Origin of the sequence: Clostridium estertheticum, assembly GCF_011065935.2 — a bacterium.
Classification (GTDB): Bacteria; Bacillota; Clostridia; order Clostridiales; family Clostridiaceae; genus Clostridium_AD; species Clostridium_AD estertheticum_A.
The window spans coordinates 984,445-1,007,703 of sequence record NZ_JAAMNH020000001.1 but is presented as its reverse complement, the minus strand read 5'-3'; the positions used below and the strand labels follow the sequence as shown (position 1 = coordinate 1,007,703).

The 23,259-nt window shown below is 32.5% G+C and carries 15 protein-coding genes; 7 read left to right on the top strand and 8 right to left on the bottom strand.

The window, feature by feature from the left end:
* Positions 1-87: 87 nt before the first annotated feature.
* The 7 genes from G9F72_RS04625 to G9F72_RS04595 all read right to left on the bottom strand — a co-directional run bounded on the left by G9F72_RS04625 (position 88) and on the right by G9F72_RS04595 (position 8,942).
* On the bottom strand, positions 88-1,089 hold the full coding sequence (locus tag G9F72_RS04625) for a sensor histidine kinase (protein WP_164959366.1): 1,002 nt from the start codon (positions 1,087-1,089) through the stop codon (positions 88-90).
* Between the two features lies 1 nt (position 1,090).
* Positions 1,091-1,768 carry a response regulator transcription factor gene (locus G9F72_RS04620; protein WP_164959365.1) on the bottom strand — a complete coding sequence of 226 codons (678 nt, stop codon included), beginning with the start codon at positions 1,766-1,768 and terminating at the stop codon, positions 1,091-1,093.
* Positions 1,769-2,496: 728 nt separating this feature from the next.
* The gene (locus G9F72_RS04615; protein ID WP_164959364.1) at positions 2,497-2,994 is read right to left on the bottom strand and encodes a protease inhibitor I42 family protein; all 498 of its coding nucleotides are present in this window, start codon (positions 2,992-2,994) and stop codon (positions 2,497-2,499) included.
* A 298-nt stretch (positions 2,995-3,292) separates the two neighbouring features.
* Positions 3,293-4,540, bottom strand: a complete 1,248-nt coding sequence (locus G9F72_RS04610; RefSeq protein ID WP_164959363.1) for an ABC transporter permease — start codon at positions 4,538-4,540, stop codon at positions 3,293-3,295.
* Between the two features lie 15 nt (positions 4,541-4,555).
* Positions 4,556-5,749, bottom strand: coding sequence for an ABC transporter permease subunit (locus G9F72_RS04605; protein ID WP_164959362.1), 1,194 nt, complete (start codon positions 5,747-5,749; stop codon positions 4,556-4,558).
* The gene (locus tag G9F72_RS04600) at positions 5,727-6,665 is read right to left on the bottom strand and encodes an ABC transporter ATP-binding protein (protein WP_164959361.1); all 939 of its coding nucleotides are present in this window, start codon (positions 6,663-6,665) and stop codon (positions 5,727-5,729) included. Before G9F72_RS04600 ends, G9F72_RS04605 begins: the two co-directional genes overlap by 23 nt.
* Positions 6,666-7,655: 990 nt before the next feature.
* On the bottom strand, positions 7,656-8,942 hold the full coding sequence (locus G9F72_RS04595) for a transposase (protein WP_224675958.1): 1,287 nt from the start codon (positions 8,940-8,942) through the stop codon (positions 7,656-7,658).
* Positions 8,943-9,493: 551 nt separating this feature from the next.
* Here G9F72_RS04595 and G9F72_RS04590 point away from each other — a divergent pair.
* Positions 9,494-12,145 (top strand): YfhO family protein, encoded by a 2,652-nt coding sequence (locus G9F72_RS04590; RefSeq protein ID WP_164959360.1) that lies wholly within the window; start codon positions 9,494-9,496, stop codon positions 12,143-12,145.
* A 2-nt stretch (positions 12,146-12,147) separates the two neighbouring features.
* Positions 12,148-13,149: a glycosyltransferase family 2 protein gene (locus G9F72_RS04585; RefSeq protein ID WP_187356107.1), complete on the top strand. Its 1,002-nt coding sequence runs from the start codon at positions 12,148-12,150 to the stop codon at positions 13,147-13,149.
* Between the two features lie 52 nt (positions 13,150-13,201).
* Here G9F72_RS04585 and G9F72_RS04580 read toward each other — a convergent pair whose 3' ends face one another.
* Entirely contained in the window at positions 13,202-13,621 is a 420-nt protein-coding gene (locus tag G9F72_RS04580) for a GtrA family protein (RefSeq protein ID WP_224675957.1), read from the bottom strand.
* Between the two features lie 694 nt (positions 13,622-14,315).
* Here G9F72_RS04580 and ebgA point away from each other — a divergent pair.
* The 5 genes from ebgA (at position 14,316) to G9F72_RS04555 (ending at position 23,249) form a co-directional block, all read left to right on the top strand.
* Positions 14,316-17,405: a beta-galactosidase subunit alpha gene (ebgA, locus tag G9F72_RS04575; protein ID WP_187356106.1), complete on the top strand. Its 3,090-nt coding sequence runs from the start codon at positions 14,316-14,318 to the stop codon at positions 17,403-17,405.
* A gap of 97 nt (positions 17,406-17,502) precedes the next feature.
* The gene (locus tag G9F72_RS04570) at positions 17,503-19,086 is read left to right on the top strand and encodes an extracellular solute-binding protein (RefSeq protein WP_164959358.1); all 1,584 of its coding nucleotides are present in this window, start codon (positions 17,503-17,505) and stop codon (positions 19,084-19,086) included.
* A 64-nt stretch (positions 19,087-19,150) separates the two neighbouring features.
* Positions 19,151-20,107, top strand: coding sequence for an ABC transporter permease (locus tag G9F72_RS04565; protein ID WP_164959357.1), 957 nt, complete (start codon positions 19,151-19,153; stop codon positions 20,105-20,107).
* A 10-nt stretch (positions 20,108-20,117) separates the two neighbouring features.
* On the top strand, positions 20,118-21,011 hold the full coding sequence (locus G9F72_RS04560; RefSeq protein ID WP_164959356.1) for a carbohydrate ABC transporter permease: 894 nt from the start codon (positions 20,118-20,120) through the stop codon (positions 21,009-21,011).
* A gap of 69 nt (positions 21,012-21,080) precedes the next feature.
* Positions 21,081-23,249: an MGH1-like glycoside hydrolase domain-containing protein gene (locus G9F72_RS04555; RefSeq protein WP_164959355.1), complete on the top strand. Its 2,169-nt coding sequence runs from the start codon at positions 21,081-21,083 to the stop codon at positions 23,247-23,249.
* The last annotated feature ends 10 nt before the right edge of the window (positions 23,250-23,259 follow it).

Below are 23,259 nucleotides of genomic sequence, written 5' to 3'. Positions count from 1 at the left end.
TATAATTCAGATGACTTTACAGTGACTTTATCATTACAATTTAGTCACTTACAAGTATAATCACAGGAGTTTCAAAAATATAATCTCCTATACTGTTACCTTATAAAACTTTATATTAAAACATGCCCCTTCATTTCTCTTACTAACTACATTTATGTCTCCATTTTGACTTGCTATAATACTCTTAGCCATAGCAAGCCCAATACCTACACTTTCTTCACTTGCATTTCTCCCCCTGTAAAACCGCTTAAAAATGTATGGCAAATCTTCTTTTTCTATTCCACTCCCATTATCTGATATTTTTACTTCTGTAAATAGAGGATTTTCATTAAAGGAAATTGAAATTATTCCACCTTTTGGAGTGTGTTCTACACAATTCTTTACTATATTAATCAAGGCTTCAGTAGTCCAGTTCAAATCCCCAATAAAACTTACACCACTATCACCTTTTATATTTAATGTTTGTTCCTTAATCTCCATTGGAATAAGAAGAGGCTTTACTGATTTTCGGATTAGCTCAGATACAGTTACTTTATCCTTTTTAAAGCTTACCGTTCCAGCATCTATTTTAGATAGCTTCAATAAAGAAGTCAAAAGCCATTCCATACGATCAAGCTGTATCTCAATATTTTTAGTAAATTCAATTCTCTTATCTTTCTTTAAATTACTATCATTTAATAAATCTGCCATCACCCGCATAGATGTAAGTGGTGTCTTCAGTTGATGAGATATATCATAAATAGCATCAGCAAGCTGCACTTTCTCCTTTTTAAGAAACTCCCCTTGTTTTGAAAGCATTAGTGTTACTTTATAAATCTCATTTTTAAGTATGCTTAACTCTCCCTCTACATTATCTCTAATATCTAAGGAATATTCTCCATTACAAATGCGTCTTAAATAACTTGAGAGTCTTTCAAGCTCTCCATATTCCCTCTTAATAAAGAAAAAACAACAAACAATCAGCAAAGAAAAAGCTACCAAAGACATGAGCCCTGCAAAGACGTTCAGAATAAAAATATAAAATACTGCTGCTGTGGATATGCCAATCATACTCATAAAAAATATCCTTAATTCTCTATTTCTAAGCATACTAATCACCAACCTTATATCCCATTCCTCTTACAGTCTTTATAATTCTAGGTTTTTGAGGGTCGTCTTCTAATTTTTCTCTTATTCTCTTTATGTAAACTGTTAGCGTATTATCATTTACAAAATCTCCTGCCACGTCCCATATCCCCTCTAAAAGCTGATTTCGTGATAAAACCTGTCCTGGATTATTTGCAAAGCTCAGTAACAGACGATATTCAAGTGCTGTAAGTGTGATTTCCTTATCATTTTTATAAACTTTTGCATTAAGTGTATTGATACGAATATTATTTAATTCTAATATGTTTTTCGAATTACTGTGCTTACCATATCTACGCATTACAGATTTTATACGGGAAATGAGTTCTCTTATACGGAAAGGTTTAGTTATATAATCATCTGCTCCCATATCAAGACCCATTACTACGTTGACCTCATCATCACAAGCAGTTAAAAATATAACTGGTATATTTCCTTTTTCTCTAGTTATCTTACATAAATCGTAGCCACTTCCATCTGGCAGAGATAAATCAAATAAACATAGATCAATTTCAGTCTCTCTCAAAGCCCTTTTAGCAGTGGAAACATCGTAGCAAAGTATTATAGTAAAACCTTCCTGCTTCATAGAATATTCGAGGCCGGATGCAATTGTTTTATCATCTTCAACTAATAAAATTTTCAAGTTATATCACCTCTTTAGTAGATTTAACATTATTATAACAGTCTAAACAATTTTTAGGTGACTAAATTGTAACAAAATAAAAATTACAGTATTAATCTATTAAAAATTTCTTACTTTAATACTTCATTTGAAATACTCTAAAATTCATAATTTATTTAAGTTATGATAAGATTAAGAACACTATTTCCCCTCTAGAAACTAATCATACTAACGACTATATAAAAAGTCTACGTTACTTGTGATAGTCGAGTAGGGAAAGCCCTCTTGAACTTTCCCCCTCACAGATTCCGTACGTGCCCAACTAAGGCATACGGCTCTTCATATTATTTTATCGATATTCACCCATGAACAATTATACTTGCTAAATACGCATCCGCTTCTTTCTTAGCTTTATTATAAATATTTATTCTAAATTGTAAATCCGAAAATATCTACTGATTTTATTTTGTGTAATTTCTTGTTTGCCCTTATCCATTCCCGTCCTCCTGCTGTTCCAACATTTCATTTATAGAGCCATCCTTACCAATTCTATTCTATTTTATCTACTATACGGTTATTCTACAAATATCTTGAAATACCCTCAAAGATTTACAACCTTATAATAAAGTATGGTTGTAACTTACTGGATAATCATAGAATAATCATGACTTCTGTCTTTACATAATAAAAAACTCATATCTTCAATAGAAAACATGAGTTTACACTTAAAATATGAATTATCAAAACCACTATTCCACCCTAATATTAAGTATCATTATACTGTTTACCTCTGAATTATCAACATCCATATATTTGAACACAAGCTTCTCACTACCCAAAGATTGAGCTTTAAATAAAAAATTTTGTCTCCTGCTGGAATAACCCTTTTCAGAAGTAAACTTAAAATCATGAGGCTGTATAAGATTATCTTTTTTATATTCTAGAATTTTATTATCTTTTATCTGATCTAGTCTCCATTTAAGTGGCCTAGTAACGTTAGCATCTAATGATACTATAAATTCAGTGCCTCTTGGTACAATGAATTCACCATTTTCATTTAATTGATACTGTTCAAACTTTGTGAAAGGTGCTTGAAATTTTATAATATATACTGCTTGTGAATTATATTTATGATTTTTCAAAACAGCATTACTCTTTCCAATATACATTACTGTATTAGAATTAAAATAGATTATATATAGGAACAATAGAACTACTATAAATACTAAAGGAAGTCTTTTTTTCATAACTTCATACTCCTATAAATTTATTGTTTATAACACTATAACATGGAAAACTATTTACAAATTTAAAATCCTAATAAAGATTCACACCAATAATATGTTTTTCCACCTAATATATACGTAACCTCGTTTGTATTATCATATGCAGTTACTGAAACATACGAACTTTTATTTGGATCAATTAAACTAAAGTATTTGCTTCCATTTTCATATTCAACAAACCCTCCAGTATTAATTGGTCATAGCTTTTCTTATTTTAAGGCTATTTAAGGTTACCTGCTCCGTACCACAGGACAAATTCCTACAGGACATCTTTCCTAACAAAAACAATGTGAGAAATGCTATAGCATCCAATAATCCATACCAATGATATGAACTGAGCAAAATGCAAATTTACAATAGGATTGATTATTCTTTCTGCCATATCCCCTTGAAGAACAAAAGATACATCATAGTAGCAAGCAAATATAGAAGATACATCATAGTAGCTTGCAAATATAAATGGAAGAATTTTATTAGTCATTGTAGGAGCTCCTGGTATGGCAAATGCCATAACATTGATAGCTATAACCATAGTAAGAAACACTGTTATAATACAAACTCCAGTTGAAACGTCGCTATTTTTAATTAAAGTAGATATAAGAAAGGAAAAAGCAATACATGCTGAAATCGTGAGGACTTGAAGGACTATTATACTAATAATAACCTTCCAAGCTGGAAGTATGTAGCTACTTCCTAGTATAGCAGATATAGACTTCCCATTGTTACCAATAAGACCTAAGTCCATTTTATATATAGTTCCCACTGCGATGGGGGTATTAGGACTTCCAAAACCTGCAAGCAATCCAATTACTACAAATCCAATTGTTTCTGTAACTATTACCATAACATTAGCAGTAATGATTGCTGTTATGAACTTTGAAAAAAGTATTTTACCTCTTGATATAGGCTTTGTTAAAAGCATTTTTATTGTAGCTGAATTATTCTCTCCTGAAACAATATCCGAAGCTAGAAGTCCAATTACAACAAATAATAGTAAGCGCCCGGCACCATTAAAAAATATCGGAAAAACTTTAAAAATCTGATTTGTTTTCATGTAATCATATTCTATATTATTGTTCAAGTAATATTGTTTTATAAGAATATTTTTGTTTTGATTTTCTATTTCAGTGTCTGAGGAAGAGATCATTGGTGCCCTTTTCAGTTCTTCTGAAGATGCTATATCTGTTTCAAGTTTTTCTTTCCAGCTAGTACTCTTATCTGCATATTTTTTAAAACTATCCAACTCACTTTTTGCTGCCTTCATTTGAATTTTATAGTGGTTAATTCCATCTTTGTCTTTATTTTCTTCTGCAGTTTTTTTCTGTTGATTATAATATTCTACGTTATTTTCTGCCCTAGCAATCTTAGACTGTATATTATCCTTTTTAGTATTTTTATAAGTTCCAAAAATATTTAATGCGCCTAATATACATATCATTATAAGTGTAACTGTAAATCTTTTTCTACTTATAAGTTTTTTTAGTTCATTTGAAATTAAAAACCCCATGATTTATCCCCCCCCCTATGCTAGAACATCTCGCCCTGCAAATTTTTTTAATGATAAGCTATAACAAACAATACCCCAAACTATGATTACAAAAATTCCAGTTTTAAAATTTATTAAAGGGTTACTTAATTTCATAGCTAAGTCACCAGTTAATAAATCCAAGGGGTTACTAAATGTTGTAAACAACATTGGATAGACCTTACTTAAAAATCCTAAAGGTGTCATAAAAGTAATTAATGATAAAAATGCAACTGGTATAACGCTAGTTATTAATGATAAAATATTACTTATAAAAAAAGTTGAAATAGCCATGGAGAAAATAACACAAATCATTATATATAATATTTGATACAAGGCTGTAATAACTGATACTTTCCATACAGGTAAAATATAAGAAGTACCACGGATTGCTATTGCTTGAATATCTCCTGTGAAGACGCTAGTACCTAAAGTATATCTAGTTCCAATGATTGTTGGATAAAGAGGGTTACCAAACTTAAACATTATCCCCATTACTAGAAATGTAATCATCTCTAAAATGCATATAGTTGATAGGCATACAATTGTTGCTCCAATAAATTTAGAATTAAATATACTTGTCCTTTTTACCGGCTTGGTTAATAACATTTTTATTGTATTGCTAGCATGCTCGCCTGAAATTATGTCTGAACACAGAAAAGTTATTAATAGTGGCAAAAATATAACATTCATAAAACTAAGCATCTTTATAATATCCCTATGGGCAGTGACCTGATATGCTTTAGGAGTTTCTATAGAGTTTTCAAGATAATAATTGTAATATTTAATTTGAGCATCTATCTCTTCTAGTCTATTTCCATCTGATGCTATATATGGATCTTGTTTGCTTTTTTTAAGTGCTTGTATTCTTTTTTGTGTGCTAAGTTTCCAATCAGGACTAGTTGCCTCCATCTCATATTTCAAAACCTTATTTTCTTCTTCTAAACTTTTTATCTGCATCTCATAATTTGATTTCTTTTCTTTTGAAAGGGTTTTTCCAGCAAGGTTAGTTTTAAGTTCTAAAAGTATCTGTTGGTTATCTTTTATGCGAGTTTCTGGTTTAAATTTTAAAGCACTGTTATAAATATTAAATCCCTTAAAGATTAAAATGAAAATAATAGAACAAAGAAATATAACGTATTTTTTACTGTGAATAAGCTTAATCATCTCATTTTTTACTAGATTCAGCAAATTCACTACCCCCTTCTACTATCTCCATAAACCTATCCTCTAAATTTTGATGGACTTTGTTTATTTCTTCTATATCAATATTTTTCCTAGCTAGTAAATTAATAATTTTAGAAAAACTATCCTCATCACATTCTAAAATTAACCTACCTTCTACATCATTAATAGAATGTACGTAGTAAGTATCACTTAATATGTCCTTGCATTTTATATTATCTGAAGTTATTAAAGATACCTTTTGGAATTTACATTTTTTATTTAATTCCCTAGCGTTTTCAATTGACTTAATCTCACCATTGCTAATAAAAGCTACTCTATCACAGAGCTGTTCTATTTCAGACAGCATATGGGAGGATATGAAAACTGCTGTTTCGTTGTCTCTTACTAAATCTTTTATTATTTTTCTAAATTCAACTATGCCTACAGGGTCTAATCCATTTGTTGGCTCATCTAATATAAGTAAGCTTGGTTTGGGAAGCAGAGCTTGACCTAATCCAAGTCTTTGTCTCATACCAAGTGAATATTTTCGTACTTTGTCATCAATCCTATCCTTAAGGCCGATGAGCTCTATAATTTCCTCTATTCTTTCCTTAGGTACATTCCCATACATTCTTGCAAATATTTTTAAATTTTCTCTTCCTGTTAAATCCAAATACATTTCCGGATTTTCAACAATACATCCTAAATTTTTCATGGCTTTTATAAAGTCTTTCTGTACATCATATCCATTAATTAAAACTTCCCCTTTATCAGGCTTAATAAGCCCAACTATCATTCGTATAGTTGTAGTTTTCCCTGCTCCATTAGGTCCTAGAAAGCCGAATACCTCTCCTTTATTAACCTGAAAACTTATCCCTTTTATAATCTCTCTTTTACTTAAGCTTTTGTATAAATTATTAACCTGAAGTATAGTGTCCATTAGCCCACCCCCATCTATTTTAAGTATTTAAATAGAAATAAGGGGAAATTAACTGTAATATAACAAAAGTTATTTTAAAGCACATTTCCCTTATTGTATATTAAATCTAGTAAACTTAATTATAATTAGCCTTTGTTGCAATTCCATAGATATATTACAATTGTTTACTTATTCAATTATACATCGTATTAATATATATATTCAAATATTTAACATAATTATATATATATTGCTTTCCTAATTTTAAAATCCTTTAATTTTGTATCCGAATGAGATGTATGTGACTGAACTAATAAATGTTTGCTTTTTACAGTATCCTTCTCTGTATTAAATAACTGTTCGCTCATTTGATATATGAGTTTGCTGATTCGGAAGGATTAAAAGTAAAAAAAAGCTTTTACAAATAATCTATACAATCTACTAATGAAACCCAAACTTTAGAAGATGGTTCAAAAGATATTGATAATCCAATACAAGCTACTAATGAGCAAAATAGCGTTGATGAAAAAAAACAAACAAATTTAAATAATACAAATTCTATACAGTCTACTAAAATAAGTCCAAATGAACACGTAGTAAAAGATAAAAAAAATATCTCTCAAAAGGTAACTATAGTAAATAGTAAAGTTAAATTGTATGACGGCACTTATTTTGATGATGACTGTTTCGGAGATAATATCTTAAAAAATTATTGTGAAGTTGTAATTTCTAATCTGAAACTCGCAAGCCTAAAGGCATGGGGTTCTTAGGTACTAAATATCTTTCTTTGATATCACAAATGATATTAACACTAATTATTTTCCCTAAGAATTTCACTACCAAGCAATTCATTAACCACCTTTGCGGTAGTATAACGCCCGTTTCAAGACGTTTTTTTAAATCTAAATCCCTATACTACTCAAATTATCTAATCCTTGCAATCTTTCAATTTCTTTATTATGAAGTTCTAAAAACTTATTAAAACCCTTACTACAATTATCAAGATGTATACTACATAATAATTAAGTATGCCGAATATATATCCCTCTGGACTTTAAGTTGTTGTCCATTATACTCAAAATAATTCCACCTTTGAGATAACTTCTTTTTATTATATTGTTGATTTAGGTGGTTGTACTGCGAAGCTTTCACTTTTTTTGTATTAATTTCAGTGTATTTTCCACCTTTAGCTCTTAACTTATTCTCTAATATTTCCAAAAACTTACTAGGTGCTTTATTTGCTAATAATTTACCGAATCTTTTTTTCTTGTTGATTTTCCCAGTTTTATCATTGATAGTTGTATTTTTAGCACGTTTTTGAAGACATTTAAAATTCATTTCTTCAACATAGACTACACTACAATTTCTCACTATTTCATTGATCATTATATTGTGATCTTGCATTCTTATATCCTTTTGTTTCCTATATAGGTCCTTAAGTTTATTCTTAGCTTTGGCATATTTCTTTGAATATTCCCATTCCAATTTAACACCTTTTTTAATCATTCCATTTCCATCAAAATTATTAGGACTAGTGGTTCGTTTACTTCTATCCATAAATCTTAGAATTCTACGTTTTTCATTTTCAATATTTTGTACATGTGGAGCCAATTCGTATAGCTTAACATCATAATCAGAAATAAAAGCAACTGTTTGCGTACCTATGTCAATTCCGCAAGTTCCACTTCCTATATCATTTTTAATTTCTCCTGTCTCCTTGTTAAACTTAACAGGAGCTACCCCGTCTAAAACTATTTGAAGCATATATTTATATCGCCCGAGTACAAATATTCTTTTAACTCTACAGAAACTTATTTTATTCCTCAACGCATCTATCTCATATTGGTTATTTATATTAAGCATTGTTTCAAGCTTTAAACCTATCCATTTAAAAGTATTTGTTTCAATATCATATCTTATTCCAGTCTTATTAGACTTACCTTCTAATGAATTTAGCGGGTTATTTCTGCCTTTAAAATGAACCTCCGCGCCTTTACCAAATATATTAGTTTCTAAAGCTTCCCATACTCTTGATGCAATCTTCTGAGCCGTGAAACTATCTATATTTTCTTTGAATGCATGTTGAACTAATTTTACATCTTGATGGAGTGAATATTCAGTTATCCTAAATTCTTTAAGCATTTCATTTTTAATATGAAAATATGGAGCGCAAAGCTTATTTAATTCTTTCTTATCGCATTTGTCCACACCTGAAGGAGTGGGCTTTTCGCACAAATTTGTAAAATAAATATAGTTCCTTATACCTCTTCTCTTATAAATTATTTCGATTATATCCACATTAAGTATCCTTTCCAAATTTAAATACTCAAATTGTGTAAAATATTAGTACTCTTTTGGTACGTCTTTAATACAATGTTTATTTATCGTGATTTAGAATATACAAATCTTTAATAAAATTAAACCATGTTTTCAATATTTTTTAATTAACACGCCCTGCTAAAATAAAGAAAGGTGAGTTTCAATTTTACGACAATCATTAAGATACCTTTATTTCAGTTTCAAAAAATATGCATCTAGGAGTCCTTTTAATACACTTATATTTTGTTTACTTTTTTACTTGTGATATAATAAAATCGCATGGTAATGGTATCCAAAAGTCTATAATTAGACTTTTGTGTAAATAATTATTAGTTTTTTCCTTCAAGAAATAAATGGCAGAGGGAGCTTTGTACATGAAGGAACTGTCCTAAGGCATCATAAGGATCAGTGTACTGGTGAAAACGTTGACGATTTGATCTTTCACAAAGTGCTGGATGCTTGAGATCTAATTCTAAATGTTCACATATACTATTTATAATTTATATAGCTTAATAAAGGTGGGATGATTCTTGAAAGACAACATTCATATTATAAGAAAGTTTGGTATATATATTAAAAGGCATTATGTAATCTTGCTCGCATTTTTTCTGCCTGCCTTTATCCTGGAAATCGCCTATATAGCTGTTCGAATTTTCCCCTTTGGTAATTGGAGTTTATTAATATCAGACTTATATCATCAATATACTCCCTTTATCTCAGAATTGCAGGACAAGCTTAGATCATCTTCTAGCCTGCTGTACTCCTGGTCAGGCGGCCTTGGGGTAAATTTCTTGCCGTTATTTGCCTATTATCTGGCCAGCCCAATAAACCTTATAACTATTTTATTTCCAGCAGACTATTTGACTGAAGCAATACTTGTGCTTACGCTTATAAAGGTAAGTCTTTCAGGGTCCTGTTTTGCCTTTTACCTGAAGGCTCAGCATGGTGAAAAGAGTAGTCTGGTTACTGTAGGTTTCTCCACACTTTATGCACTCTCTGGTTTTGTGCTTGCTTTTTCCTGGAATATTATGTGGATGGATGCGATTTATCTTCTGCCCTTGATTATGATTGGCCTTGTAAACTTGATACGTGAGGGTAAAGGTTTCTTTTTCTGCATTACACTTACCATTGCTCTTTTGTCGAATTTTTATATGGCTTTTTTTATTTGTTTTTTTACCTTGCTTTATTACCCGGTTTGTCTCTTTAAATATCATGATTTTAAAAAACCATCCTTGCTAATAAAAAGGACAGGTCAATTTGCAGGATTTTCATTGCTGTCCGCCGGGTTATCAGCAATACTTCTGCTGCCAACCTTTTTTCAATTGAAATCTACCTCAGCTGCGGGTGATATATTCCCAACGACACTGACGAACTATTACGATTTATTTGATTTTATAACCAGACATTTTACAGCTGCATCTCCTACTATCCGCGAAGGTGCACCCAATCTGTATTGTGGAATTGTTGTTTTAATACTCCTTCCAATTTATTTTTTAAGTAAAAGCATTCCACTAAAGGAAAAGTTATGGAATCTTGCTCTTCTTCTGATTTTAACCCTAAGCTTCAATATTAATATATTGAATTTTATTTGGCATGGCTTTCATTACCCTAACCAGCTTCCATATCGATTTTCTTTTGTTTACATCTTTCTCGTATTATCCATGAGCTATGAAGCTTTTAAAAAGCTGAACGAATTTACCGGCAAAGAGATTGGCACTATTTGCTTATCTATCCTGGGTGTTATTCTTATCTCACAGAAATTTGATAATTTATCAATTGGATTTCACACAATATATATAAGCGCAGCTTTTATTATTTTATATGCAGTGGCCCTTACCATTGACCGCTCGTGCAATATCCGGCCATCCTGCAAAACTCTAATTGTATTTCTTGTATTGACTGCCGAGATAACCACGAGTACCATTGTGACAATTGTTAAAATTGACTCCACTGAAGGCTACTCAAGTCGAAACAGCTATGCAAGCGGCAAGGATGTTTCCCAAATTCGTGATCAGCTTTCTGCTATTTCCGAGAAGGATAAAGGCTTTTATCGTTTGGAAATACTGCCATCCCAAACCGCCAATGATCCTGCTCTGTATAATTATCCTGGCCTATCGATTTTTTCTTCCACCATCTCCGCAAAGCCTGTAAAGATGCTTGAGAATCTCGGTTTTTCCAGCAACGGTATTAACAGTTACACATACGAGGGTTCCACAGCAATACTGGATTCTCTTCTCGGCATCAAATATCTGATTTATCGAAACATAGCTATTGAGGAAAAATTGTACAAACAGACTGCAGCCATCGATAAATTAAGGATTTTTACAAACCCTTATGTTTTGCCACTGGGCTTTCAATCCACAAATGAGCTGAATAAGTTTGACAGCAGCTCCGGGTCTAATCCACTTGAAACTCAGAATCTCCTTATAAAAGCTATTTGTGGCGCACCGGATATTCTAATCCCTATTGACCAGAAGCAAGGAACTCAAAAAAACCTTGACCTTAGCGGCCAGGGTTCACCGTATTACAGCTTTAAGCGTATTAATAAGGATAATGCCTCTAAAGCAAGTATTGATTTTGCAATGGATAAAGCGGAGCAAGTCTACCTATACTATGAGGCGCCCTCTAATATGAAAGGCAGTGGATTTGTTAAAGTCAATGGCAAAGAGGTTGAATTTAATCCAAAGCATTCCTCTATAATTAATCTTGGATTTTGCCAGGCTGGATCTTCTGCAGAGCTGCAAATTAATTTTGATAAGTCAAGTAGCGAAACAGGCAGCTTTAAAGTATACGCCTACAGTTTGAATATGCCCGCATTTGAAGAGGCGATATCCCTTATCCGCAAAAAATCAATGACCATTGAAAACTTTACGGATACCAGCATCCGAGGTTCGGTGAAAGTAGCAAGTGACGGACTGATGGTAATGTCCATACCTTTTGATAAGGGGTGGCACGTCAAAGTGGATAATCAGCAGGTTGAAACACAGGCTGTGGATGATTGTTTATTGAGCTTTGAACTGTTAAAAGGCTCGCATAAGATTGAATTGTGGTTTTTCCCAGAAAAACTTTTCTTAGGCCTTATGATTTCCCTGGTATCAGTTCTAATACTAATCTTTCTTTTCATAAAAAAACCAGGCATCGTGGGTTACACTATTAAACATTTCAGAAAGGGGGTCAAATAACAATGGAAAGGTCATTGATTACAGTTGTTATTCCAGTGTACAACGAAGAAAGTCAGATTTGCGAAAACATCAGTGTTATCAGGCAGTGTTTAGCAGAAACAGGTATGGAGTTTATGATTTTGTTGGTTGATGATGGCTCAACTGACGGCACATGGTCCAGACTTAAAATGCTTTCTGAAGATATTCCATGTATTAAAGCATTGAGGCTTAGCAGGAATTTTGGCAAGGAGGCTGCACTTTGTGCAGGACTGGAAGCTGCAGAGGGAGATTGCTGTATAATCATGGACGCTGACCTGCAGCACCCACCCGCATTAATACCTGAGATGATCCGGTTGTGGAAGGATGAGGGATATGAGGTTGTGGAGGGCGTTAAGGCCTTACGTGGAAATGAGAGCATGATTAAAAAAGTCGGTGCTAATTTATTTTATCGGATACAGAGCAAGCTTTCCGGGTTTAATATGCAGCAGGCTTCAGATTTCAAGCTATTGGATAAAAAAGTTGTATTGGCATGGCGCAGCATGAATGAAAGAGGTACATTCTTCAGGGGAATGTCAGCCTGGATTGGGTATAATCGGATAAGTATCCCCTTTAATGTAGGAATCAGGACAAATGGAGTCTCAAAGTGGTCTCTTTTTAATCTGTGCACGCTTGCAGTTAAGGCCATTACTTCCTTTTCATCATTTCCACTTTATATAGTTACTTTTATGGGAGTGTTTTTTCTTGCTGGTGCGCTGGTGCTTGGAATTCAGACTTTGTACATGAAGCTTATGGGTATTGCTTTGAGTGGCTTCACAACAGTTATTCTGCTGCTCCTCATTATTGGAAGCTGCTTAATGATAAGTCTTGGAGTTATAGGAACCTATATTGCTAGAATATATGAAGAAGTTAAATACAGGCCAAGATATATTGTTGCAGACGAAATTATGAGCAGTGAAGATCACCTAAGTGAAGCAGAAGCAATGGGAATATGGCCCAAAGAGATTGCAAGCTTGCATAGAGAATAATCAAAAGAGAAGTTTAAGTTTTATAAAAATCACACAAAAAAAGGCTGCCCACTCAGTAGGTAGCCTGATTTTTTTTTCCCTTGAATGCAAAACACCTCTGCCCTACATAGTTCAGCGTAGTAAACAGAACCATCCCCAAAAGCATAGAAACCTGTTCAACTATACTCTTTGATAAAGAAGTATTCAAAAGTATCCTTGTTACAATTGGTTTTGAAATACTATATGCTAGCAAATAACAAACAGCAATATTCACTGTAAATCTTAATGCTGTTTTTACAGTAGATTCTTTATTTCTAAAAGTGAAATTTTTATTAAGAAAAAAACTTAGTATACTTGCTAATATATAGGATACGGCAGAAGAACCCCAATAGCCGAAGTTAGCTAAGTTATACAGCAAAAACATTATTCCGGTGCCGAATATAGTATTTATTATTCCAACTAATACGAATTTCAAAAACTTTATATCAAACAATCCTTTTTCCCCCATAATTACTTCATCTTGTACATTATTTTAATAAAAGATACACAGATATACAACCGAGACATATAAGTTACAAAATGTTCACTAGGATTCTAATTATATCACATACATTTGTGGACTTCCAATAAGAGTCTTATACAAGCTTACTTATGATACGTTTCACCGTACCCGCCACTTAATTCTAATATTTTTCTTGCTGATAAAACATCCGTAGATTTTCTTATGTAGGATGCATCTACCATATCCACATCCATTTAAGATCCATTTTTGCTTTATGTTCTTCATGAGTGCCATGGGAAAAATTAAGTAATTATATTATCTTTTTAAAACGCATAACTCATCTGAGTATATCAACTAAACATTTACTGAAAATATATTGAAAAACGTGTAATTATTTACTTAAAACATCTTGCAAAATGTGTAAATGTTAAGTAAAATATTAATAAGTGGAATATTCTGATAAATAAATAGTATAATAATTCAAATAACATATTGGTGAAGCAACTAAAAATCAAGTAAATTTTTGTTGCTATAGCTCATTTGAGAGGTATTGTTAAAAATAATGAACTTATAATTAACCACGATTAATTATATTTAATAAGTTTTATACTTAGTAAACATTTAGTTAATATTTCAGCATCGCAGATGATGATTTAAGCAAATATAGGGTGGGGTGAGGAAAAATATGAGAAAGATAAAAGTGTGGGAAAATATACATATAGACAATATTAATAGATTAAACAGTAGAGTGTATTTCAATTCTTATGCTGATAGAGATAAGGCAATTTTAAATCAGAAAAAATATGGTCAAGCTTATAAAAACTTAAATGGTGTTTGGAAGTTTATGTGTTTAGATGCACCTGAATATTCTCCTAAAGGATTTTATGAAAATAGCTATGATTGCTCAAACTGGGATGATATTGTTGTGCCTTCTAATTGGCAAATGCAAGGCTATGGAAAGATGCACTATTCAGATTTATGGTATAGCTTCCCAATAAAACCTCCTTATGTTCCGTCAGAGAATCCTACTGGAATATACAAAAGAAATTTCTTTATAGATGAAAAATGCATGAATGATAGAGTGGTATTAAGATTTAATGGAGTAGATTCTGCTTTTCACCTTTGGGTCAATGGTAAAGAGGTTGGATACAGCAAGGGAGCAAGGCTATTATCTGAATTTGATATTACAGATTTTATAACGCAAGGTGAAAACCACTGCACAGTGAGGGTTTATCAATGGTCAGATGGAACATATCTAGAAGATCAGGATATGTGGTGGCTTAGTGGAATATTTAGGGACGTAGAACTATATTCACAGCCCAAAAATGGAGTTGAGGATATATATGTAGTTACAGATTTCAATGATGATTATAATAATGGGAAATTAATGGTTGAAACTGTACTAAGAAATGAAAACACTAGAGTAAATGATGGATGTACGCTTATTTATGAGCTTTTAGACTCTAAAAATCAGAGAGTATTTTTAGAGCAGCAGCCTATTTCACAACTTCAAAACAGGTTTGAAAGGGTGGTAGAAACTCCTTTAAAATGGTCTGCTGAGGAGCCGAACCTATACACTTTACTTATATCGTTAAAAGAAAAGGGAAATGTAAAACAGGTTATTCCACAAAGAATTGGCTTTAGGAAGATAGAGGTAAAGGGAGAGACATTTTTAGTAAATGGAGTTGCTATTAAAATAAAAGGAGTTAACAGGCATGATTTTAACCCTGTTAACGGAAGAGTTGTTAGTAGGGAAGAAATTGAAGCTGATATTAAGCTTATGAAGCAGCATAATATAAATGCTATTAGAACATCTCATTATCCTAATTCATCATATTTATATGATTTATGTGATGAATATGGGATGTATGTTATGGATGAAACAGATTTGGAGTGTCATGGTTTTGAGCTTACTAATGACTATAAATGGATTACAGATGACCCTAACTGGGAGCTATCATATGTAAGTAGGATTGAAAGAATGATACAGAGAGACAAAAATCATCCATGCATTATAATTTGGTCTTTAGGTAATGAATCATCCTTTGGACATAATTTTAAAGCTATGGCAAAAAGAGCAAAGGAAATTGATCCAACAAGACTAATTCATTATGAAGGAGATCATGATACGGACATCGCGGATGTTTATTCCACAATGTATACATGGATAGAACCATCGAATCCAAACAGGCTTTCTATGCAAAAAATTATAAATGAAGCTAAAAAACCAAACATAATATGTGAATACTGTCATGCTATGGGAAACGGACCGGGAAATCTTAAAGAATACCAAGACCTATTCTATGCGCATGACAAACTTCAAGGCGGTTTTATATGGGAATGGTTTGATCATGGAATACAATGCACAGATGAAACAGGAAAGAAGTTTTATAAATATGGTGGAGATTTTAATGATGAGCCTAACAATGGGAACTTCTGCATTGATGGACTAATAATGCCTGACAGAACACCTTCACCAGGACTTTTAGAGTATAAAAAAGTAATAGAGCCAGTTGAAACAAGTGAAATAGATTTGAAAGATGGATTAATTAAAATTAGAAATAGATATGATTTTATATCCCTTCATAATATTGATTTAATTTATTCAATAGTTAAAGAAGACAAAGTGATTTATAGCGGCAAATGTGACATAAGGCATATTGCTGCAAGAACTGTGAAAGAGATAAAGCTTGATTACTGCAATATTTTCTCGAAAAAAATGTATGGAGATTATTATTTAAATATTTCTTATGTACTTAATAAAGATACAAGCTGGGCAGAAAGTGGACATAAATTAGCCACAGCTCAATTTAAATTACCTTCAAATGAAGAGTTTATAGCTATAAAACCTGAGGGAAGACTTCAGGTAATAGAAGAGGATTTCAGATTAGTTATAAAGGGACAAGATTTTGAAACAGCCTTTGATAAGGTTAAGGGGCGAATGCTTTACATTATAAAGGATGGATATGAAATACTTAAAAGTGGCCCACAGCTTAATTTTTGGAGGGCTCCAATTGATAACGATATGTATCTTTTAGATGATTACTATAAAAAGTATTTTATGCACTTAATGCAGGAAATTACAGAGGATTTCTGTTATGAAATTAAAGACAAATATGTACTTGTTAAGATCAGTGCAATGAATGGAACTCCAAATGCTTCCTGGTACTATTCTTCAACTTACGAGTACAGAATTTATCCTAGTGGAGATATATTGATTGATATAAATGGTATTCCTGATGGTAAGCTTGAAAATGCTCCAAGCATGATTCCTAGAATAGGGGTAAAAATGCAAGTGGACAAAGAGTGTTGTAATGCCAAATGGTATGGAAGAGGACCAGGAGAATCCTATTCTGACTCAAAAGAGTGTAATCTATTTGGAGTATATGAAAAAACAGTGAATGATTTATTCACAAACTATGTAAAACCACAGGAAAATGGCAATAGGACAGATTGTAAATGGGTTAGGTTAATTAACGATAGAGGCATGGGAATTATGGCAGTTGCAAAGGACAAGCTTGATTTTAGTGCAATGTATTATGAAGTTATTGATTTGGAAAAGGCAAAGCATACAGTAGACCTAATAAAAAGAGATTATATAGTTTTAAATATAGATTACAAACAAAATGCTTTAGGTTCTAATTCTTGTGGTCAAAATCAGCTTGATAAATACAGATGCAAATTTGAAGCCTTTAAACTTTCTATGAGATTATCAGTATACAATAACAAGGAAATTTCTGATTTTTCATTAGCAAAAGAACTGATTGAAGAATAAAAAAGTAATACTGAGCACCAAGACAAATTTAAAAGATTTAACTGTACCATAAAAATTAATGGTGCATTAAATATAAAAAATAAAGGGGGGTACATTTATGAAAAGTAAAAGAGCGTTATCACTCACTCTTGTAGCTATGCTAGCAATGTCAATGCTAGCTGGATGTGGAGACAAGGCAAAAACTACAGCAAGTTCAGATTCAAAGTCAACTGCAGCTTCAAAGCCAAGTTCAAATGAAAAAATAACAATTAAGTACTGGGTTCCATTCGCTTCAAATCAGTATATAAAGAGCCTAACTGAAAGTGAAATGTATAAGGAACTTGAGGCAAGAACCAATGTCCATGTTGAGTTTATACACCCAACTGAAGGGCAGGAACTGGAACAGTTTAACCTTCTAATGACTCAAAAGGATCTGCCAGATGTTATACAAACATATTCTACTAATTATAAAGGTGGATTTGACAAAGCAGTAGCAGATGGTGCATTTATAAGACTTAATGAATTAATTGACAAAAATGCACCTAACTTTAAAAAGTTAAGACAAGAAGATCCTGAATTAGCAAGACAGACAATCACTGACCAGGGGAATATAACTGCGTTTCCTGTAGTAGGAGTGGATAAGAATGAACCTGCATGGTGGGGACCAGTTATTCGTAAGGACTGGCTTGATGAGCTTGGACTAAAAGAGCCGACAACTATTGATGAATGGTACAATATGCTAACTCAGTTTAAAGTGAAAAAGAAAGCAGAAGCCCCATTAGTATTTAGAAAATCAGGAATAGATCCATATGGTACACTTGTTAGTGCTTATGGTATTGGACCATCATTCTATAAAAAAGATGATGTTGTAAAATACGGCCCAATGGAGCCTGAGTTTAAAGAATACCTTGCAACTTTGAATAAATGGTATAAGGAAGGCTTAATAGATAAGGATTTTGCTACACGTGATAAAAAGAGTAGAGAAGCTTTAATTACCTCAGGAAAAGTAGGAGCGTATATAACAGAATATGCGTTGGTTGATCAATATGCAGCTGCAATTAAAACTACAGAGCCAAAGGCTGAATTTGCTCCACTTGTACAACCATCATTAAAAGCAGGTGAAAATGTTCATTACAGAGTAACTAACCCTAGAAATGGTGGTTATGAAGCTGTTATAACATCATCATGTAAAAATCCTGAAGCAGTAGTTAAGTGGTTTGACTATGCATATAGCCAAGAAGGTTTTATGCTATTTAATTATGGAACCGAAGGTAAGAGCTACACTATGGTAGATGGGAAGCCAAAGTTCACAGAGCTTCTTACAAAAGATCCTAGTGGACTTGATTTCTGGACAGTATGTAATAAATACAAGTTGGACATAGGACCTTACCTTAGAGATTACAAAGCAATACCAGCGTTTACAAAAATAGATTCAGATTGTATGGACAAGTGGACAAAGGCAGAAGCTGATTACGTAATCCCTCCAACAAATATGACTCCAGAAGAAAATGATACTTATTCAAGTATTATGGGCGATATCGACACTTATAGAGATGAGATGGTATTAAAGTTTATAATCGGTAAAGAACCATTAAGTAACTTTGATAAATACGTAGGTCAGCTTAAGAAAATGAGAGTTGAAGAAGTAATTAAGATTCAGCAAGATGCCCTTGATAGATATAATACTAGAAAAATTAAATAATTCATATAAAAACTGAAGATGACTTATGTCATCTTCAGTATTTATTAAAAAAGGAGTTGTATTTATGGGTGAATTAAAGATTGGAAGAAAATTAACTCGTAAAAAAAATACTAAAATGTGGAATACTATACGTAGAGACTTTAGGATAAATAAATATATTTATTTAATGGCAATACCAATGGTAGTATATTTTATACTTTTTTATTACATGCCTATGTATGGAGTGGTTATAGCATTTAAAGATTTTAGTCCAAGGCTTGGAATATTGGATAGTCCCTGGGTGGGGTTAAAACATTTCAAAGAATTCTTTAGCGGTATGTATTTTGGTAGAACTTTTAAAAATACAGCACTTATTAGTTTTTATTCATTGCTATGGGGATTTCCATCCGCTATAATTTTATCTCTATTGTTAAATGAAATAAGAAGAGAAAAGTTTAAACGCTTTGTACAGACAGTTACCTATCTACCACATTTTATTTCACTCGTTATAATATGTGGTTTGATTGTAGATTTTACCTCCACTGATGGACTGATAAATTCCATATTATCTAGTTTTGGTGTTGAAGCTTCTAACTGGCTTACAAAACCTGAATGGTTTAGAAGTATTTATATAGGTTCAGGAGTATGGCAAAGTATAGGTTGGGATAGCATAATATATCTTGCTGCACTTTCGGGAATAGACCAATCTTTATATGAAGCGGCCACCATAGATGGAGCGGGAAGATGGAAACAGATGTTGTATGTAACATTACCAAGCATAGCACCTACAATTGTGATTATGCTCATACTAAACATAGGAGGACTTTTAAGTGTAGGTTCTGAGAAAATTATTCTTTTATACAATCCCATGACATATGAAACCTCTGACGTTATAGCAAGTTACGTTTATAGAAAAGGACTTATAGGGGCAGATTACAGTCTCAGTACAGCTGTTGGCCTTTTTGAATCTGTAATAGGATTTGGATTACTTGTAGCTGCCAATAAAATTAGTAAAAAAATATCTGATCAAAGTTTATGGTAGGGGTGATAAAATGGTTGTTAAAAGAAGTATTGGTGAAAAGATCTTTGATGCGTTTAATGTAATAATGATGAGTTTACTTATGTTTCTATGTTCCTATCCTCTTTTATATGTTCTGTTTGCTTCCTTAAGTGATCCGTATAAATTAATGCAGCATAAAGGGCCTTTATTTAAACCGCTTGGATTTACTCTCCAAGGATATGCCCTTGTATTTAAAAACCCAAGTATTATGACTGGATTTTTAAATACAGGTTTTTATCTTGTAGTTGGAACTGTATTCAGTGTATTCATGACCTGCTTGGCAGCATATGTGCTTTCAAGAAGAAATTTGTTATTTGGTAAGCCGCTGATGTTGATGGTTACAATAACAATGTTCTTTAGTGGTGGACTAATCCCATTCTTTTTACAGGTTCAAAGACTTGGATTAATGGATTCAAGATGGGCTCTCATATTTCCATCAGCTATATCTGTATGGAACCTTATTGTACTTAGGACAGCCTTCCGAAGTGTACCAGAAAGTCTTATTGAGTCTGCTAAAATAGATGGAGCAAATGATTTTACAATATTATTCAAAATAATCATACCTCTTTCCAAGGCAGCTATTGCAGTTATAGCTTTGTTTTATGCTGTTGGATACTGGAATTCCTGGTTTAATGCAATGATTTTCTTATCAGATAAATCCAAATACCCACTACAACTAATTTTAAGACAAATTCTTATTTCAAATGATATGAGAGAAATGATGAATTTGCCTAAGTCTTCAGCACAATTTATTCAAGCAGATGCCTATAAAGCATTAATTAAGTATAGTACTATAATTGTTTCAACAATACCAATATTGTGTATTTACCCATTCATTCAAAAGCACTTTGTAAAGGGTGCTATGATAGGTTCACTAAAAGAGTAAGTAAAGTGGGATGATTTAATTGAGTATTATTTGAAAGAATGAATCAATGCTTTATATGGAGGTTTTAATATGAAACTATCAAAAAAAGTAATTGTAGCGTTAACTTCATGCTTATTTATAACATCTAATATCACATCCTGTACCAAAGCCTCTATAAAGTCAGAAGGTAAAAGATATCAATTTAAGAATCTTATTGATGTAACAGGTCTTCCTAGTAAAGCAAAGCCTAATGATAATTACGAGATAAATCCATTTTCTGATATGGGTGCATGGCACGCCTACCATCTTCCAGGTATAAAGGATAGGGAGTATTATGGAGGTTTTACTGGACCATTATATATTGCAGAGGAGTACGGAATATGGATTAGTAAATGTTTTAATCGTATTAAAATATATAATTCTAAGGATGGAAATGAAATAAAGCTATCAAATTGTAAAAATCCTGATTTATCATATTATCCTGGACTTCTTGTGCAGGAATATGATATGGAGGACTTTAAACTAAGTCTTGAACTGAGATTTGTTACAAATAGAACAGCACTTGTTACTACTAAAATTAAAAATAAAACTGAAAAGAAGCTTGATTTGAAGCTAGTTTGGGATGGAGAGTTATTAAAGTATCAACAAAAAAATAGTAATGAATCAATAGATATGCGGATAGAAGCCCTTAATAAGGGCGTAAAGGTTAAGTTTCCAGATATAAACTGGACATGGAGTGCCTTTACTTCACAGGAAATGGAATATGAGATTAGGTATCCCTTTGAAGTAAAAACCTGTGTTAAGGGAAGCGGTTATACAATTGAGGTTGCTGAGAATATGTCTATAAAACCCAAAATGGAATATGTTATGAATACTACTAATACATATACTTTTACAAAGGATGAAAAAAATAAAGAAAATAGTAAAATAGAAAAAATCCTAAAAGACCCATCAAGCTATATTAAAGAAAATCAGATTCGATGGGATGGTTACCTTTCAGCCGCTCTTAAGGGAAAGAATCATAAATATGATAAAGTTGCAGTAAAAGTAGTAGAAACCCTGATAACCAACTGGAGAAGTCCAGGCGGAGAAATAAAACGAGATGGTATAACTCCTTCAATGTCCTACAGCTGGTTTAATGGTATATGGGCTTGGGATTCATGGAAGCAAGCTGCAGCAGTAACTTGCTTCGCACCTGAACTTGCAAAGGATAATATAAGGGCAATGTTTGATTATCAAAGAGAAGATGGAATGATAATTGATGCTATATTCTACAATAAGAATGGCAATAACTACCCAGGAGAAAAGGGTGGAAACTGGAATGAAAGGAACTCAAAACCTCCTCTTGCAGCATGGTCAGTTTGGAAGGTTTATGAGTCAACAAAAGATAAGGAATTTCTGAAGGAAATGTATCCAAAACTTGTAAAATATCATGAGTGGTGGTACATCTCCAGAGATAATGATAAAAATGGTATAGCTGAATATGGCGCTACAGTTGATAATCTAAACAGTGATGAAGAGCAAATTATTCAGGCAGCAGCTTGGGAAAGTGGAATGGATAATGCTGTTAGATTTGATACTGATTATGGAGTAGAGGTTCTTCAAAATAAAGATAAGAATGGAAAAGTTATAGGATACTCCATTAATCAGGAGTCAGTTGATTTAAATTCATACCTTTATGCTGAAAAGAACTATCTTACCAGAATGGCAGAGGTTTTAAATATAGATGAAGATAAGCAAAAGTATGAAAAAGAATCAACATATGTTAAAAACTTCATACAAAAAAATATGTTTGATAAGGAAACTGGTTTCTTTTATGATATAGATATTCAAAGCAAAAAACCTCTTATTGAAAGAGGAAAGGGAGTAGAAGGTCTGATTCCTCTTTGGGCAGGCGCTGCATCAGATGAACAGGCACAGAAAATTAAAAATATCATAACTGATGAAAAAAAGTTTAACACAAAGGTTCCATTTCCTACAGCTTCAATGGACAATACAAGGTATAATGTAGTAAAATACTGGAGAGGACCAGTTTGGCTTGATCAGGCATATTTCGCAATAGAAGGTTTAAACAATTATGGATATAAAGATGATGCTGTAAGGCTCGCTAAGAAATTAGTAAATAATGCTGAAGGAATCATGGAAGATGGCAAGGTCTTCAGAGAAAATTATAATCCGGAAAATGGTGAGGGACTTCACTGCACAAACTTCAGCTGGTCAGCAGGGATGATATATCTACTTTATAAAGATTACTTATAGGGGGGCTGAC